Source organism: Rhodovarius lipocyclicus, assembly GCF_009900765.1.
In the GTDB taxonomy this organism is placed as follows: Bacteria; Pseudomonadota; Alphaproteobacteria; order Acetobacterales; family Acetobacteraceae; genus Rhodovarius; species Rhodovarius lipocyclicus.
On the sequence record NZ_JAAABL010000002.1, the window covers coordinates 177391 to 192293 of the forward strand.

Here is a 14903-nt window from a genome sequence, read left to right on the forward strand (position 1 = left end):
GCCACACTGTCCTCACGCGTTACACTCCGCCGCGTGAGGCGCAAGGGACCCGGCCGCTGATTCTCATCACTGATCCCCTCTTCTATGCGCTGGCCATTCCGGCGGTGCTGCTGACCGCCATCGGCAAGGGGGGCTTCGCGGGCGCCGCCGGGGGCGTGGCCGTGCCCGCCATGGCCGTGGTGCTGCCGGTGCCGCAGGCGGCCGCCATTTCCCTCATTCTCCTCTGCGCGATGGACCTGTCCGGGCTGAAGGCCTGGTGGGGGCAATGGGACAAGCGGGAGATGCGCGTGATCGTCCCGGGCGGCATCGTGGGCGTGGGGTTGGGGGCGCTGCTGCTGGGCATCCTGTCGCCGCGCATGGTGGCGGGGCTGCTGGGGGTCATCACCCTCAGCTTCGTGGGCTACCGGCTTTGGGTCACGCGCCGGGGCCTGCCGCCGGCGGAGCCGCATTCGGTGGTGAAGGGGGCGGTCTGCTCCGCCGCGTCCGGCATCACCAGCACCCTGGCCCATGCGGGGGCACCGCCGCTGCAGATCTATATGCTGCCGCGCCGTCTGCCGCGCGCCACCTTCGCCGCCACCAACGTCGTGTTCTTCGGCGTCATCAACTATGTGAAGCTGGTCCCCTATGGCGCTTTGGGGCTGTTCGACTGGACCAATCTTTTCACCTCCATCGCGCTGCTGCCGCTCTGCCCCATCGGCGTGCATCTGGGCATCTGGCTGCAGAAGCGGATCTCGGAGGTCGTGTTCTACCGCATCGTGGTCTGGGCCCTGCTGGCCTCGGGCTGCAAACTGATCTGGGACGGGTTTCTGGCATGAGCGATCGTATTCTCGGTGTCCTGGGCGGCATGGGCCCGCTCGCTTCGGCGGAATTCATGCGCCGCCTGACCCTGCTGACGCCCGCCGCGCGCGATCAGGACCACATCCCCGCCATCCTGGTCAGCGATCCGCGCGTGCCGGACCGCACCGAAGCCCGGTTGCATGGTGGTGAAGACCCGCTGCCCGCCCTGCTGCGCGGCATCCGCGTGCTGGAGGCCGCGGGTTGCGGCGCCATCGCTATCCCCTGCAACACCGCCCATGGCTGGTTCGAGGGCATGGGCGCCGCCACCCCTCTGCCGATCCTGCATATCGTGGACGCGGCGGAGGTCGACCTGCTGCGCCAGGGCGTGCGGCCGGGCCGCATCGGCCTGATGGGCACGGCTGCCACCCTGGCGATGCGGCTGTATCAGGAACGGCTGGAGGCACGGGGCTGGGAATGCCTGGTGCCGACGCCGGAGGAGATGGCGAGCCATGTCTCGCCCGCCATCGCGCAGGTCAAGGCCAATGACGTGGCGGGCGCCTATGCGCCGCTCGCCGAGATCGCGGGCCGGTTGATGGCCCGTGGTGCGCATGCCGTGGTGCTCGGCTGCACCGAGATTCCGCTGGGTGTCGATGCCGGGCCGACCTTGCCCTTCCCGGTCACGGACACGATCGCGGCCCTGGCCCGGGCCGCCATCGGCTGGGCCAGGGGTTAGCTCAGGTCAGATCCAGCAGCAGCGTCTTGGTCGCGATGGCGCCAAGCGCCGCCGCGGCGATCGCCCCACCCGAACCCAGCAGTGGCCGGGCGTAATGGAACGCGACAGCGGCCGCGATGATCGCCCATCCGATCAGGGCTCCGTATTGGAATGCGTCCGGCAGGTTATGGAACATGTCAGCCTCCCATGAAGTTCAGACTACATACGAGAAATTTACTCTGAATTCCATGGGAAACTTCAGGCACCTAGCCGCCGCTTCGCCACGCCGTCGGGGCCGAAATTCGTATCATCCAGCCAGGCCGCGATGCGCGCTCCGGCCGCCGGCCATTCATCTGCCAGGATGCTGAACCAGGCCGTGCTGCGGCTGCGCCCCTTGGTCACCAGCACGTTCCGCAGCGTGCCCTCATAGGTGAAGCCCAGGCGCTGGGCGGCCCGGATGGAGGGCTCGTTCAGCGCGTTGCACTTCCAGGTCAGGCGGCGATAGCCCAGATCCTCCATGGCGTGGCGCATCAGCAGATACATCGCCTCGGTCGCCGCGCGGCTGCGCTGCATGCGCGGGCTGAACCAGATATTGCCCAGTTCGATGGCGGCATCGCCCGGATGCACTTCCATCAGCGTCAGCCATCCATCCGCCGTGCCGGTGCGGTGCGGGCGCACGGCCCAGGCGTAACGATCATGGGCCGCGACGAAACCGCCCAGAAAGCCGCGCATCGCGGAGGCATCCGCGAAGGGGCCATAGCCCAGATAGGTCCAGGAAGCGCCGCTGGCGTCGCTTTGCGCGGCCTGCCACAGCTCCGCCGCGTGGCGCGCATGCAGCGGCTCCAGGTCCACCTGGTGGCCCTTATGGGCGATCCGGGCAGGCAGGGGGCGCGGCAGCGTATCGACCTTGGCGCCGACAGGCGGGTTGCTGCCGGGTTCGGGAGAGGGTGGGTGCAGGATCATGCCGCCATGCTGGCAATGGGTCGAATGACGCACAACCCAGCCCCTGACAGATTGCGGCTTGCGTGCGCCTCGCACCCGCAGCATATCGGAAACCCATGAGCGAAACCGCCACGCAGACCATCCCCGCCGCCTTCTATGGTGAGCGCGTGACCTGGGTCCATCACTGGACCGACAGCCTGTTCAGCTTCCGCTGTACGCGCGACCCGGCGCTGCGGTTCGTGGCCGGGCAGTTCTGCATGATCGGCCTGATGGTGGACGGCAAGCCCCTGACCCGGGCCTATTCCGTCGTCTCGCCGCCCTGGGACGAGGAGTTGGAATTCCTCTCCATCAAGGTCCAGAACGGTCCGCTGACCTCTCGCCTGCAGCACATCAAGGTGGGCGACACGGTGCTGATTGGCCGCAAGCCGGTGGGCACGCTGATCGCCGAGAGCCTGCTGCCGGGCAGGAACCTGTGGATGATGTGCACGGGCACGGGCCTCGCGCCCTTCATGTCCGTGATCCGGGACCCCGACACCTATGACAAGTTCGACCGCGTGATCGTGGCCCATACGGTGCGCAACGTGAACGAACTCGCCTATCGCCAGTACATGACCGAGGAACTGCCGCAGCATGAATTGCTGGGTGAGCTGGCGGCCGAGAAGCTGGTCTATGCCCCGGCTGTGACGCGCGAGCCCTTCCCCTTCCAGGGCCGCATCACCGACCGCATCCGCACCGGCCAGCTCTATACCGACACCGGGCTGGAGCCGCTGGACCCCGCCAAGGACCGCGTGATGCTGTGCGGCAGCGAGGTCTTCAACACGGATATGGAGAAGCTGCTGGAAGAGGCGGGCTTCGAGGAAGGCACCAACAACAAGCCCGGCACCTATGTGCTGGAGAAAGCCTTCGTCACCAAGTGACGGCGGCTTGGCGCGCTACATCGCGTAGCGCGCCAGGGCTGCGGATGCGCAGCCGGTTCAATGGTGCCGCCATGTCAGCTCCTGCGGGGCGGGTTCACGCGGGTCCATCTCCAGCCACTCCCCATTGCCCAGGGAACGGCCGGTGCAGGCCAGGATGAAACCCCAATGGCTGACGACCACCGTGTGGGCCCAATCCTCCCTCGCGGCGAGCTCGGCCCGGAAATCCCGGGCGCGGGCGACCACGCCATGTTCGGGTTCTTCCTCGGCGGGCCACCAGACATCCTCGATATGGTCCAGCGCTACTTCGGGGAACTCCGCGGCCACCATGCGGGCCGGGCGGCCGACATCGCAGGTGAAGGCGTAGCGTTCGCGCACCATCGGCGTCACATGGATGGACAGCCCCAGCCGCCGCGCCAGGGGCAGGGCCGTCTGCAGGGCGCGGGTATAGGGAGAGGCCAGGATGCGCCGGACATCGCGGGAAACCAGCGTCTCGGCGGCGCGTTCAGCCTGCTCATGGCCCAGATCGGTCAGTTTCGGGTCGATAATACCGGGGTCCACCCGGGTGCGGGTGAAATGCAGGTTGAATTCGCTCTGCCCATGGCGCAGCAGGATCATGCTTGGCCCTCCCTTATGCAGCGATAGCGAGCATTGAGCACACTGGTCCAGACGGATGATTGCAGATTGGTCAGCTACTTCCTAAGTAGAGGTGCGGAGAACGGAACCATCATGCAAGGCAGCTTCCCTATCGATCTCATCCTGTTTGGCATGGTGGCGGCCTTTCTGGTGCTGCGGCTGCGCAGTGTGCTGGGCAAGCGGCAGGGCTTCGAGCGCCCGCCGCAGCCTGTTGGCGCCCCCACGCCGGCCGTGGAACGCGATGTGCCGCCCCCGCCCAGCACCAAGGTGCCGCTGTCCGGCCCCGTCGCGCAAACTGTCAGCCGCATTCGCGCCGTGGACCCGGCTTTCGATCCCGCGCACTTCCTGACGGGTGCCGAGGGAGCTTTCCGCATGATCGTGGAGGGCTTCGCGGCCGGTGACCGTGCCACCTTGCGCAACCTGCTGGCCGACGATGTCTATGCCGGCTTCGAGCAGGCGATCACAGAGCGTGAGAACCAGGGCCACACCCAGCGCACCGAATTGCGCAACGTGCAGAGCCTGACCATCGAGGATGCCTCGTTGAACGGCACGCTGGCGGCCATCACGGTGCGTTTCGTGACCGATCAGGTGAACATGACCACCGCCCGCAGCGGGGAGATCGTGACCGGCTCCGATGCGATTACGGAGCTGACGGATGTCTGGACTTTCCAGCGCGATCTCAAGAGTGGTGACCCGGCCTGGAAGCTGGTGGCGACGCGCAGCCTGTAGCGCCGCGCTGTTCCTGGCGGGATGCGCCGGGGGGCTGCCCTTGGGTGCGGTCCCGGTGGGCTCCATCCCCTCCTGGCCCGGCGAGGAACCTGCCCAGGCATTGCCCGCTCTGGCCGCCAATTGCCAGGCCATGGCCGGCATGGCCGATGACGCACCGCTGGGCGGTTCGGGCCCGGGTAGCACCCCGGGGCGGTGGCGCGCCTTCTGTGGCGAACTCGCCACCACCCCGCCCGAGGGGCTGCAACGCCTGATCGAGCGCCGGTTGGTCGCTATCAACCAGGGCGAAGGCCGCATGACCGGCTATTACGAGCCCATGCTGCGTGGCTCTCGCCGGCGCTCCGCCCGCTATCCTGTGCCGTTGCTTCGGCGGCCGGCCCAGCCAGGCAGCCTGCCGGCGCGTGCCGCGATCGAGGCCGGAGCCCTCGCGGGCCAGGGGCTTGAACTGCTCTGGGTGGACAGCGCCGAGGACGCCTTCTTCCTGCAGATACAGGGCAGCGGCCGTGTGGTTCTGGACAGTGGCGAGGTGGTCCGCGTGTCCTACGCCGGGGCGAATGGGCATCCCTATGTTCCGGTCGGGCGGCTGCTGATCGAACGCGGGCTAGTGGCGCGCGAGCAGATGAGCATGCAGGCCATCCGGGCCTGGATGCGCCAGGCGGGGCATCGCGCCGCCATGGCCCTGATGCACGAGAACCCGAGCTACATCTTCTTCCGCGAAGTGCCCGGTGCCTCGCCGGACACGGGGCCGCCCGGCACGCTGGGCGCGCCCCTCACGCCTGGGCGCAGCGTGGCGGTGGACCGGGATTTCGTGCCGCTGGGCGCGCCGGTCTTCCTGCTGCCGCAGGGCGGGCCGGCCCCGCGCATCGCCGCCGCGCAGGATACGGGCGGCGCCATCCGGGGGCAGGCCCGGGCCGACTTCTTCGCGGGCTGGGGCGATGACGCGGGCGAGCAGGTGGGCGCCATGAACCTGCCCCTGCGCCTGTTCGTGCTGGTGCCCCGATAGGGCTTCAGCCCAGCAGCGTGCGCCGGGCCCAATCGGCATCCGCGTCGATGACAGGCGCACAGGCCTCAGCGATGGCCAGCAGCCGGGCATCATCCAGGCGGGGCCCCACGAGTTGTACGCCAACCGGCAGCTCCTTCGGGCCTCGGATGCAGGGGATGCCCACGCAAGGCACATGCAGCAGCGTCCACATGCCGTTGAACACCCAGTCCCCCACCGTGTGCAGGCCCTCCGGGGCTTCGCCAGGTGCCGCGGGCGTCAGCACCACGTCCAGGTCGGCGCCGAACAGGGCGTCGAAGCGCGGGCGGCAGGCATCGGCCAAGTTATAGGCGGCCATGACCTCCGCAGTGGGCAGCTGCGCGCGGTTCAGGGCCTTGTTGAGCAGCGCGGGCGCGAAGGCATCGCCGAAGACCAGGGCTTCCGGCAGGAAGGCGGCGCCGGCCTCATAGTCGCCGATCAGGGTGCGGGCATCCGGCAGCCCGGCGAATTCCACCGGCAGGGTCAGGTCGGTGACGATGGCGCCCGCCTGTTCCAATCGCTGCGCCGCCGCCATCAGGGCAGCCTCGCCGGCCGGTTCGATGCGGGACCACACCGGGCTGCGGCACAGCCCCACGCGCAGCCCGCGCACCGAGGGCGCCTCAGGCACCGCCACGCCATAGGCGCTGGCGACCAGCGCCAGATCGGGCACGGAGCGCCCATACCAGCCAACCGTATCCAAGGTGGCGGAGGAGTTCTTCAACCCCTCGCGACTGACCAGCTGCCAGCTAGGCTTCATGCCGTACAGGTTGCAGAAGCTGGCCGGGCGGATCAGCGAGCCGGCCGTCTGCGTCCCGAAGCTGAGCGGGGTCATGAAATCCCCGACCGCGGCAGCGGAGCCGGAGGAAGAACCGCCCGGCGTGTGCTTCGGGTTGAACGGGTTGGTCGAGAGTGCCTTGCGCCCCGTGGAGGCGAATTCCACCGTATCCGCCTTGCCCAGGATCAGCGCGCCCAGCGCCCGCACCACCGCCACCGCGGCGGCATCCCGGCCGGGCTGGAAATCCTCATAGAGCGGGGAGTTCAGCGTGGTCGGCATGTCCTTGGTGTCGAACACGTCCTTCACGGCGAAGGGTAGGCCGTGCAGCGGGCCCAGCTTCGCGCCGAAGGCCTGGCGCTTGTCCAACTCCCGCGCGCGGCGCAGGGCCAGTTCCGGGTTCAGATACAGGAAGGCGCGGGTCACGGGCTCGCGCTCGGCGATGCGTTCCAGGCAGGAGCGCAGCAGCGCCTCGGCGGTCAGCGCGCCGGCGCGGATCTGGGCGGCGGCTTCGGCGGCGGTCAGGGCATGGGGCTGCATGGCGGGCTCCGGAATTTTCGCGGGTACTCTGCGGCAGGGGCGGGTGGATACAAGAGGGGCAGCCCAGCCCCCTTGCGCCGGTGCGGCGCTTTGGTGCCTATCCTGGCGGCATGCGCATCTGCCAGGTTACCAACGTCGATTTCTCCCTGCGGCACTTCCTGTTGCCGCTGATGCGCGGTGCCCGGGACCGTGGGCATGAGGTGGTGGGGGTGGCCGCCGAGGGGCCGCTGCTGGATGTGCCGCGTGCCGAGGGTTTCCGCATCGTCACCATGCCTTTCGCGCGCAGCCTGAACCCGCTGGCGCAGGGGCGTGCCTTCCTGGCGCTGCGGCATTTCCTGCGGGAGGAGAAATTCGACCTGGTGCATGGGCATATGCCCATCTCCGGCCTGCTGGCGCGGGCGGCGGCGCGCTCCGTGGGCGTGCCGCGCATCGCCTATACCTGCCATGGCTTCCTGTTCAATCAGCCCGGCCCCGCCTGGCGCCGGCACCTGGCCCTGGCGCTGGAGCGCGCGGCGGGGCGCATCACCGATGTCTACATGACCGTCAGTGAGGAAGAGGCCGAGGACGCCCGGCGCCTGGGCATCCACCCCGGGGCCGTGGCAATCGGCAACGGCCGTGACCCCGCGATCTTCCGGCCAGACCCGCAAGCACGCGCCCGCATCCGCGCCGAGCTGGGCGCCGAGGGCCCTGTCATCATGGCCACCGCCCGCCTGGTCCGCCACAAGGGATGGCCCGAACTGCTGGAGGCGATGCGCGAGGTGCCCGCCACGCTCTGGGTGGTCGGCAGCCGGCTGCCCTCGGACCATGGCGACGCGATGGAACGGGAATTCAGCGAGGCGGAACAGGCGCTGGGGCCGCGCCTGAAGCTGCTCGGCTATCGCCATGACGTGCCGGCCCTGCTGGCCGCCGCCGACATCTTCTGCCTGCCGAGCCATTTCGAAGGCCTGCCGATGAGTATCATCGAGGCGATGCTGGCCGGGCTGCCGGTGGTCGCTACCGATATCCGGGGTTCGCGCGAGCAGGTGCGGGAAGGGGTGACCGGGGCCCTGGTGCCAGCGGGACAGGTGGCCCCGCTGGGCGAAGCCCTGGCGCGGCTCGCCCGTGATCCCGCGCTCTGCGCCCGCATGGGGGCGGCCGGGCGCGAGATCGCGCTCGACCGCTATGATGAGGCCCGGGTGGTGGGCCGGACGCTGGATCTGCTGGGGCTTTAACGCCCCACCGCATATCCCTGCATGCCGCGCGGGTTGGCGCCGGCGTGCAACTGGCCATCGGCCTCGCGCCGGGCGCCGGTGAGGCGGCCTTCGGACCAATCGCCGCCACGCTCCACGACATGGCCCTTGGCGGCCAGCGCGGCCTCGGCCTCGGCGCTGTAGCGGCCTTCCAGCACCAGCTTGCCGGGGCGGGCCCCGCGCGGCCAGAAGCTGGAAATCCAGTGCTCCGAATGGAAGGCCGGGGCGTCGATCGCTTCCTGGATGTTCATGCCGTAGCGGTTCATCCGCAGCAGCATCAGTGGCTGCCACTGGTCCTGCTGCTCGCCGCCCGGGGTGCCGAAGCTCATCCAAGGCTTGCCATCCTTCAGCGCCATGGCGGGGCTGAGCGTGGTGCGCGGCCGCTTGCCTGGCGCCAGCGAGTTCGCCAGCCCTTCCTGTAGCCAGAACATCTGGCAGCGGCTGCCCAGGCAGAAACCCAGCCCCGGCACCGCAGGCGAGGATTGCAGCCACCCGGCGGAAGGCGTGGCCGAGACCATGTTCCCCCACTGGTCGATCACATCCACATGGCAGGTGTCGCCCGAGGAGGCGCCGAGCCGCGAGACGGTGGGCTCGCCACTGCCGGCGGCGGCCTTGGCTTCCTGCGCACGGCGCACGGCGTCGGCATAGCTGGGGGCATTCGGCGCGCGGCCATTCGGGCTGCCGGGGCGGAACTCCATCGAGGCCATGTCGGTGATCAGCTTGCGGCGCTCGGCGGCATAGGCCTCGCTCAGCAGCGCTTCCATCGGCACATCGACGAAATCCGGGTCGCCGCACCAGGCTTCGCGGTCCGCGAAGGCCAGCTTCTGGGCCTCGACGAACAGATGCACCAGCTCCGGCCCGTTCGGGTCCAGCGAGGCGAGGTCGAAGCCGCGCAGGATCGCCAGCGTCATCAGCATGGCCGGGCCCTGGCTCCAGGGGCCGCATTTCAGCACGGTGGTCCCGTGGAAATCGACGCTGGCGGGCTTGTCGTAGCTGGCGCGCCAGGTGGCCATGTCCTGCCCGGTCAGCACCGAGGTGTGGCGGCGGCCTGAGGTATCGAGTGCCTCGAAGCTGCGGCCGAAACCGTCGATGGCCTCGGCCACGAAGCCTTCGTACCAGCAGCGGCGCGCGGCCTCGATCTGGGCGATGCGGTCGCCGCCGGCGGCCTCGGCCTCGCGCAGCACGCGCTCATAGGTATCGGCCAGCAGCGGGTTGGCGAACAGCTTGCCGGGCTGCGGCCCGCCATCGCGCAGCCAGAGCTGGGCGGAGGTCGGCCAGGCTTCCTCGAACAGCGGCTTCACCGTGTTCAGCGTGGCCCGCACGCGGCCGACCATATGCGCGCCGCGACGGGCATAGCCGATGGCGTATTCCAGGATCTCGCGCGGCTTCCATGTGCCGTGGTCGCGCAGCATCAGCATCCAGGCGTCGAAGGCGCCGGGGATGGGTGCCGCCAGGAAGCCGGTGCCGGGGATCAGATCGAGGCCCAGATGATCCCGCACATGCGCGATGGTCAGGCCGGCGGGCGCGGGGCCCTGGCCGCAGATCACCTGCTGCTGCCTGATCTTTTCGGAGTGGATGATGATGGGGCAGTCGCCGCCCGGGCCATTCAGGTGGGGTTCCACGATCTGCAGGGTGAAACCGGCGGCGGCGGCGGCGTCGAAGGCATTGCCTCCGCGCTCCAGCACTGCCATGCCGACCTGGCTGGCGATCCAGTGGGTGGAGGCGACGACACCGAAGGTGCCGGCGATCTCTGGGCGGGTGGTGAAGGCCATGGGCGGGATGCTCTCAGGTCAGGAAGGAATCCACCAGGGCCAGGAACCCGTTCGGGTCCTCGGCGTGCACCCAGTGGCCGGTGTCCAGGCTCGCATGCTGGACGAAGGGGAAGAGTTCGGCGATGCGGTCCATGTGCTTCTCGCGCACATAGGCGCTGCGGGTGCCGCGGATAAACAGGGTGGGGCCGGTGTAGCGAGCCCCTTCGGGCGGGGCGAAGGATTCGATGTCCGACATGCCGGCCGCTATTTCCGAGAGGCCCACACGCCAGCGCGGCATGTTGCCGTCGAAAGCGAGGTTCTGCACCAGGAAGGCCCGCACGCCTTCCTCCTCCACCGCTGGGACCAGCTGGGCCGCGGCTTCGCGCCGGGTCATCCCGGGGCGTAGTTCCATCGCCTGCATGGCCGCGACATAGGCGCGGCTGTCGGCCCGATAGCTGGTCGGGGCGATGTCGGCGACGACTAGGCGCTCCACCAGCTCCGGCCGTGTCAGGGCCAGCATCATGGCGATCTTGCCGCCCATGGAATGGCCGATCACCCGGGCCTGCGGAACGCCGTGCGCCGCCAGGGTTTCCGCCACATCGGCTGCCATGGAGGCGTAATCCATGCCGGGCGCATGCGCGCTGGCGCCATGGTTGCGGGCATCGAGGGCCAGCACGCGGAAGCGCTGCCCGAGCCGCTTGGCCAGCCCACCCCAATTCTGCGCTGCGCCGAACAGGCCGTGCAGCAGAACCAGCGGTTCGCCCGTGCCTGTCTCAATCGTGTTGAGGATCATCCCTTCGCCGCCACCATCACGCTTGCCACGATCAGGGCCCCGCCGATGACGAGATCCCACCCCATCGGCTCATGCAACCAGAATGCCGAAAGGCCAAGCCCCAGCACCGGCACCAGCAGAAAGCCAACCGAGGCGGTGACGGCATTCAGCAGCCGCCCGCTCTCGATCACGGCCCAGGTGCCGATCGGTGCGGCCACCAAACCCACAAAGGCGGCGTGCCACATGGCGCCGGGGCCGATGCCGCCCTGCGGTTCCCGGATCAGCGCCGCCACCAGCAGCAATGAGCCTGCGATGGCGAAGCAGAACGGCAGCAGCCGCACCATCGGGGAAACCGGTGGAAAGCGCCGCGTGATCAGGATGGCGAGAGACCAGGAGAGCGATGCCGCCAGCAGCCACAAATGCCCGGCCAGCATGTGGGGGTTCGAGGTGTCCATCGTCCAGGGGTTCAGCATGACCAGCACGCCCAGCGCGGCGAGGCCCACCGCACACCAGCGGCGCGCGGAAACCCGCTCCCCCAGCACCAGCATGGACAAGGGCACCAGCCACATCAGGGTGACGTTGCCCAGAATGGCCGTGCGCGCGGCGCCCACCATGGGCAGGGCGATGTGCGAGGCGAGGAAGAAGCCGGCCAGTTGGAAGCAGGCGATCGCCAGCATGGCGGGAATATCCCCGCGCACCGGCAGTTTGAAACGGCCGATCATCAGCAGCACGGCGGTGCTGCCCAGTGCCGCCAGCCCGGCGCGGGAGGTAGCGAACCACACCGGCGTCGCATCCTGCAGCGCATGTTTCGAGATGGGCCAGACCCCCCCGAACAGCACCACCGAGATCAGGAGAAGCCTGAGGCCCTTGGCCTGGTTCACGCCACGGTCAGCATGATCTTGCCCACATGCGCGCTGCTTTCCATCAGTGCATGCGCCTCCGCCGCGCGTTCCAGCGGCAGCACGGTGTGGATGACGGGCGCCAGGTCCCCTGCCTCCAGCAGGGGCCAGACCTGCTCGGCCAGGTCCATGGCGATGCGGCCCTTCTGCGCGGTGGTGCGCGGCCGCATGGTGCTGCCGGTCACGATCAGCCGGCGCAGCATGATGGGGCGCAGATCGACCTTCTCGGCGATCGCGCCGCCCAGGAAGGCGATGATGACCAGCCTGCCATCCGTGCCCAGGCTGCGTAGGTTGCGCTGGAAATAATCGGCGCCGACCATGTCCAGCACCACGTCGCACAGCTTGCCTTCCGTCAGGCGCTTCACTTCCTCGACGAAATCCTGCTCGCGGTAGTTGATGGCGGCATCGGCGCCGAGCTTCAGGCATTCCGCGCATTTCTCGGCGGAACCCGCCGTGGCGAAGACCCGCGCGCCGAAAGCCTTGGCCAGCATGATGGCCGTGGTGCCGATGCCGGAGGTGCCGCCATGCACCAGCACTGTCTCACCCGCCTTCAGCTTGCCGTGGCCGAACAGGTTGGCCCAGACGGTGAAGAAGGTCTCGGGCAGCGCGGCGGCGCGCACCGCGTCATAGCCCTTGGGCCAGGGCAGGCATTGCGTGCCGGGGGCGGTGCAGTATTCGGCATAGGCGCCGCCATTGGTCAGGGCGCAGACCTTGTCGCCGATCTTCCATTCCCCGGCATCGGGGCCGGTCTCCACCACCGTGCCGGCGCATTCCAGGCCGATGATCGGGCTGGCGCCGGGCGGGGGCGGATAGAGCCCCTTGCGCTGTTGCACATCCGGGCGATTCACGCCCACGGCTTCCACCCGGATCAGCACTTCATCAGGCTTGGCGGTGGGAAGGGGGCCGCGAGCGGGCGCCAGCACCTCGGGCTCACCGCCCGAACCGTAAGTGATAAAGGTCATCTCCGCCGGCAGGGCGGCGCTGGTGCTGGACATGGCTTATCCCTCCGGGATTCTGCGCACACCTCGCCCTGTGATGCTGATATCGTCAAGCCACGCCTTGCCCGCATGCGCGCGGGTTGCGATTGTGCAGGACAGAGATGTTCCGCTCCCGCCGCCGCAATATCCTCGCGTTACTGACCGCGCCAGCATTGGTGCGCGCTCCCTCAGCCCTCGCGCAGGGGGAGACGCGGGCGTTCGATTTTTTCCGCGCCCAGGCGGAGCCGCAGCGCGCCGCGGAGTTGCGGCTGGCGGCGGTCCTGCCCCTCTCCGGGCCCTTCTCCCTGCTGGGCGACGAAACCTGGCGTGGGTTGGAGCTGGCGGCCCAGGCGGCCGAGACCCCCATTCGCCTGACGCGCTTCGACACGCCCGATCCGGCGCAGGCGGTGGCCGAGATCCGCCGCATGCAGGGTGCGGAGAAGCCGCTGGCCATCTTCGGCTCCGTCTCCTCCGCGCTGGCGCTGGCGGCCAGCCAGGCGGCGGATTCGGCGGGCATCATGTTCTTCGAGTTGAACGCCACGGCCGATGCCATCACGGAACGCGGGCTGCGCCAGGTCTGGCGCCTGGGCACTCCGGCGCAGCATTTCGGCGTGGCGGTCGTCGAGGCGCTGAATGGCCCTCTGCGCCAGGCGGCGCATGGGCTGAAGTTGGCCATGCTGGGCGATGGCGGCGGTTCCGCTGAAAGCATCGCCGATGCCGTGCAGACTGCCTTGCAGGGGGCTGGCCTCAATCTGGCCCTGCGGTTTTCCGCCCCCGCCAGCGAGATGGCCGGTGCCGTGCAGCGCCTGCGTGCCGCGGGGGCGGAGGTCCTGCTGCACACCGGGCAGGAAGGCGACATCGCCGCCCTGTTTCGTGTGTTCCGTGAGGTGAATTGGCGCCCGAAGCTGATCCTGGGCTGCGGCGGCGCCCATGCCGTGGAGGATGCGGCCCGTGCCGCCGGGGCCGGCCATGACGGCTGCTGGGTGCTGGATGTGCCGCCCACGCCACCTGCGCACCCGTTCGTGGAGACCTATCGCCGCCGTTATGGCGCGGCGCCGCGTTCCGGGCATTCCCTGGCGGCCTTTAGCGTGACGCAGCCGGTGCTGATGGCGCTGCGCGCGCCGGACCCGCGCGCGGCCGTGGGGGCGCTGGATGAACCCCAGGGCCGCCTGCCCAATGGCTGGGGCATCGGCTTCGATGCCCGGCAGCAGAACACCCGCGCCCGCCCCGTGCTGGCGCGCTGGGAGGATGGGCGCCTCAGCCTGCCCTGATGCCGGCGGCGCGCACGATGGGTTCCCATTTCGCGATCTCCCGTGTCAGGAAATCGGCGGTCGTTTCCGGGGTGGAGCCCTGTACCACCTCGATCGCCAGCTCCGCGAGCCGGTTGGCCACGGCGGGGTTGGCGAGTGCGCGATTGGTGGAGGCATTCGCGGCCTCGATGATCCGCGCGGGCGTGCCCGCGGGCGCCATCAGCATGTGCCACGTATAGGCCTCGTAACCCGCCACGCCTGATTCCTGGAAGGTCGGGATCTCCGGCGCCAAGGGGCTGCGGCGCGGGGTGGAAATGGCCAGGGCCCTGACATCCCCGCGCGCCGCATAGGGCAGGGCGGTCGCCGCCACGTCCAGGATCAGCGGAATACGGCCGGACAGGATCTCCGGCATGGCGGGGGCGGAGCCGCGGAAGGCGATGTGGTTCATGCGCAGCCCGCCCGCCATGTGCAGGAACAGCTCCGTACCCAGATGCACCGCCCCGCCATTGCCGGAGGACGCGTAATCGTACCGTCCCGGATTGGCGCGGATCAGAGCGATGAACTCGCGGAAATCCCGCACGGGCAGGTCCTTGTTCACCAGGGCCATCAGGGGCACCTGGCCCAGCAGCGCCACCGGCGAGAAATCCGCGACCGGATCGAAGGGCAACCTGTCGAACATGGCGCGCAGCACGGCGTGGCCCACCGTGGTGTAGAGTAGGGTCTGGCCGTCCTTGGGTGCCTTGGCCACCATCTCCGTGCCCACCAGCACGCCGGAGCCGGTGCGGTTCTCCACCACGACGCGCTGGGGCAGCTGGCGCGACATCTCCTCGGCGATCAGCCGGGCCGGGATATCCGTGGGCCCGCCAGCGGCGAAAGGCACGATCATGCGCACCGGGGTCTGGGGCCATTCGGCCGTCTGGGCCAGGGCCGGGGATATGGTGCCGGCCCCAAGCCCGGCGAGAAGCGCGCGACGCAGCACGGACATTGC

The 14903-nt window shown here is 69.3% G+C and carries 16 protein-coding genes; 7 read left to right on the forward strand and 9 right to left on the reverse strand.

The genetic code is table 11. The features are described from left to right. Positions 1-104 precede the first annotated feature (104 nt). Together GT007_RS03730 and cuyB are read left to right on the forward strand one after the other, a co-directional pair. A complete protein-coding gene (locus GT007_RS03730; protein WP_236571483.1) occupies positions 105-815 on the forward strand; it encodes a sulfite exporter TauE/SafE family protein in 711 nt (236 codons plus the stop codon). Then, positions 812-1510 carry a cysteate racemase gene (gene cuyB / locus GT007_RS03735; protein ID WP_160120219.1) on the forward strand — a complete coding sequence of 233 codons (699 nt, stop codon included), beginning with the start codon at positions 812-814 and terminating at the stop codon, positions 1508-1510. The genes GT007_RS03730 and cuyB overlap by 4 nt, the downstream gene beginning before the upstream one ends. Position 1511: 1 nt before the next feature. Here cuyB and GT007_RS03740 read toward each other — a convergent pair whose 3' ends face one another. Continuing rightward, on the reverse strand, positions 1512-1685 hold the full coding sequence (locus tag GT007_RS03740; protein ID WP_160120220.1) for a hypothetical protein: 174 nt from the start codon (positions 1683-1685) through the stop codon (positions 1512-1514). A gap of 62 nt (positions 1686-1747) precedes the next feature. Next, complete coding sequence (locus GT007_RS03745) at positions 1748-2452, reverse strand: GNAT family N-acetyltransferase (RefSeq protein ID WP_160120221.1); 705 nt, start codon at positions 2450-2452, stop codon at positions 1748-1750. A gap of 95 nt (positions 2453-2547) precedes the next feature. Here GT007_RS03745 and GT007_RS03750 point away from each other — a divergent pair, with 95 nt between their 5' ends. Beyond that, positions 2548-3348, forward strand: coding sequence for a ferredoxin--NADP reductase (locus GT007_RS03750; RefSeq protein ID WP_160120222.1), 801 nt, complete (start codon positions 2548-2550; stop codon positions 3346-3348). A 57-nt stretch (positions 3349-3405) separates the two neighbouring features. On the opposite strand, the gene GT007_RS03755 is transcribed toward GT007_RS03750, so the two are convergent. Continuing rightward, positions 3406-3963, reverse strand: coding sequence for a histidine phosphatase family protein (locus GT007_RS03755; protein WP_160120223.1), 558 nt, complete (start codon positions 3961-3963; stop codon positions 3406-3408). Positions 3964-4074: 111 nt separating this feature from the next. Between GT007_RS03755 and GT007_RS03760 the strand changes: the two genes are divergently transcribed. Together GT007_RS03760 and mltA are read left to right on the forward strand one after the other, a co-directional pair. Then, positions 4075-4710 (forward strand): Tim44/TimA family putative adaptor protein, encoded by a 636-nt coding sequence (locus GT007_RS03760; protein ID WP_160120224.1) that lies wholly within the window; start codon positions 4075-4077, stop codon positions 4708-4710. Positions 4711-4750: 40 nt separating this feature from the next. Then, positions 4751-5710: a murein transglycosylase A gene (gene mltA / locus GT007_RS03765; RefSeq protein ID WP_160120225.1), complete on the forward strand. Its 960-nt coding sequence runs from the start codon at positions 4751-4753 to the stop codon at positions 5708-5710. 4 nt (positions 5711-5714) lie between these two features. Here the strand turns inward: mltA and GT007_RS03770 are convergent, their stop codons facing one another. Further along, positions 5715-7037, reverse strand: coding sequence for an amidase (locus GT007_RS03770; RefSeq protein WP_160120226.1), 1323 nt, complete (start codon positions 7035-7037; stop codon positions 5715-5717). A 110-nt stretch (positions 7038-7147) separates the two neighbouring features. On the opposite strand from GT007_RS03770, the gene GT007_RS03775 reads away from it, so the two are divergent. Beyond that, entirely contained in the window at positions 7148-8248 is a 1101-nt protein-coding gene (locus GT007_RS03775) for a glycosyltransferase family 4 protein (protein WP_160120227.1), read from the forward strand. On the opposite strand, the gene GT007_RS03780 is transcribed toward GT007_RS03775, so the two are convergent. Genes GT007_RS03780 through GT007_RS03795 form a run of 4 tightly spaced genes read right to left on the reverse strand, consistent with a single transcriptional unit; the run spans position 8245 to position 12683 of the window. Next, positions 8245-10038: a gamma-glutamyltransferase family protein gene (locus GT007_RS03780; RefSeq protein WP_160120228.1), complete on the reverse strand. Its 1794-nt coding sequence runs from the start codon at positions 10036-10038 to the stop codon at positions 8245-8247. The genes GT007_RS03775 and GT007_RS03780 overlap by 4 nt on opposite strands. 13 nt (positions 10039-10051) lie before the next feature. After that, positions 10052-10810, reverse strand: coding sequence for an alpha/beta fold hydrolase (locus GT007_RS03785; protein WP_160120229.1), 759 nt, complete (start codon positions 10808-10810; stop codon positions 10052-10054). Continuing rightward, positions 10807-11670 (reverse strand): DMT family transporter, encoded by an 864-nt coding sequence (locus GT007_RS03790; protein WP_160120230.1) that lies wholly within the window; start codon positions 11668-11670, stop codon positions 10807-10809. Before GT007_RS03790 ends, GT007_RS03785 begins: the two co-directional genes overlap by 4 nt. Then, positions 11667-12683 (reverse strand): NAD(P)H-quinone oxidoreductase, encoded by a 1017-nt coding sequence (locus GT007_RS03795; RefSeq protein ID WP_201451784.1) that lies wholly within the window; start codon positions 12681-12683, stop codon positions 11667-11669. Before GT007_RS03795 ends, GT007_RS03790 begins: the two co-directional genes overlap by 4 nt. A gap of 104 nt (positions 12684-12787) precedes the next feature. Between GT007_RS03795 and GT007_RS03800 the strand changes: the two genes are divergently transcribed. Continuing rightward, the gene (locus tag GT007_RS03800; RefSeq protein ID WP_160120231.1) at positions 12788-13936 is read left to right on the forward strand and encodes an ABC transporter substrate-binding protein; all 1149 of its coding nucleotides are present in this window, start codon (positions 12788-12790) and stop codon (positions 13934-13936) included. On the opposite strand, the gene GT007_RS03805 is transcribed toward GT007_RS03800, so the two are convergent. Beyond that, on the reverse strand, positions 13923-14900 hold the full coding sequence (locus GT007_RS03805) for a Bug family tripartite tricarboxylate transporter substrate binding protein (protein WP_160120232.1): 978 nt from the start codon (positions 14898-14900) through the stop codon (positions 13923-13925). The two genes, GT007_RS03800 and GT007_RS03805, sit on opposite strands and share 14 nt — an antisense overlap. Between the last annotated feature and the right edge of the window lie 3 nt (positions 14901-14903).

Bases quoted from the DNA above. Each gene is read 5' to 3' on its own strand.
- GT007_RS03775 (WP_160120227.1), top strand. From the start codon at position 7,148: ATGCGCATCTGCCAGGTTACCAACGTCGATTTCTCCCTGCGGCACTTC.
- GT007_RS03805 (WP_160120232.1), bottom strand. From the start codon at position 14,900: ATGTCCGTGCTGCGTCGCGCGCTTCTCGCCGGGCTTGGGGCCGGCACC.
- GT007_RS03750 (WP_160120222.1), top strand. From the start codon at position 2,548: ATGAGCGAAACCGCCACGCAGACCATCCCCGCCGCCTTCTATGGTGAG.
- cuyB (WP_160120219.1), top strand. From the start codon at position 812: ATGAGCGATCGTATTCTCGGTGTCCTGGGCGGCATGGGCCCGCTCGCT.
- GT007_RS03785 (WP_160120229.1), bottom strand. From the start codon at position 10,810: ATGATCCTCAACACGATTGAGACAGGCACGGGCGAACCGCTGGTTCTG.
- GT007_RS03780 (WP_160120228.1), bottom strand. From the start codon at position 10,038: ATGGCCTTCACCACCCGCCCAGAGATCGCCGGCACCTTCGGTGTCGTC.
- GT007_RS03745 (WP_160120221.1), bottom strand. From the start codon at position 2,452: ATGATCCTGCACCCACCCTCTCCCGAACCCGGCAGCAACCCGCCTGTC.
- GT007_RS03740 (WP_160120220.1), bottom strand. From the start codon at position 1,685: ATGTTCCATAACCTGCCGGACGCATTCCAATACGGAGCCCTGATCGGA.
- GT007_RS03755 (WP_160120223.1), bottom strand. From the start codon at position 3,963: ATGATCCTGCTGCGCCATGGGCAGAGCGAATTCAACCTGCATTTCACC.
- GT007_RS03800 (WP_160120231.1), top strand. From the start codon at position 12,788: ATGTTCCGCTCCCGCCGCCGCAATATCCTCGCGTTACTGACCGCGCCA.
- GT007_RS03760 (WP_160120224.1), top strand. From the start codon at position 4,075: ATGCAAGGCAGCTTCCCTATCGATCTCATCCTGTTTGGCATGGTGGCG.
- GT007_RS03795 (WP_201451784.1), bottom strand. From the start codon at position 12,683: ATGTCCAGCACCAGCGCCGCCCTGCCGGCGGAGATGACCTTTATCACT.
- GT007_RS03770 (WP_160120226.1), bottom strand. From the start codon at position 7,037: ATGCAGCCCCATGCCCTGACCGCCGCCGAAGCCGCCGCCCAGATCCGC.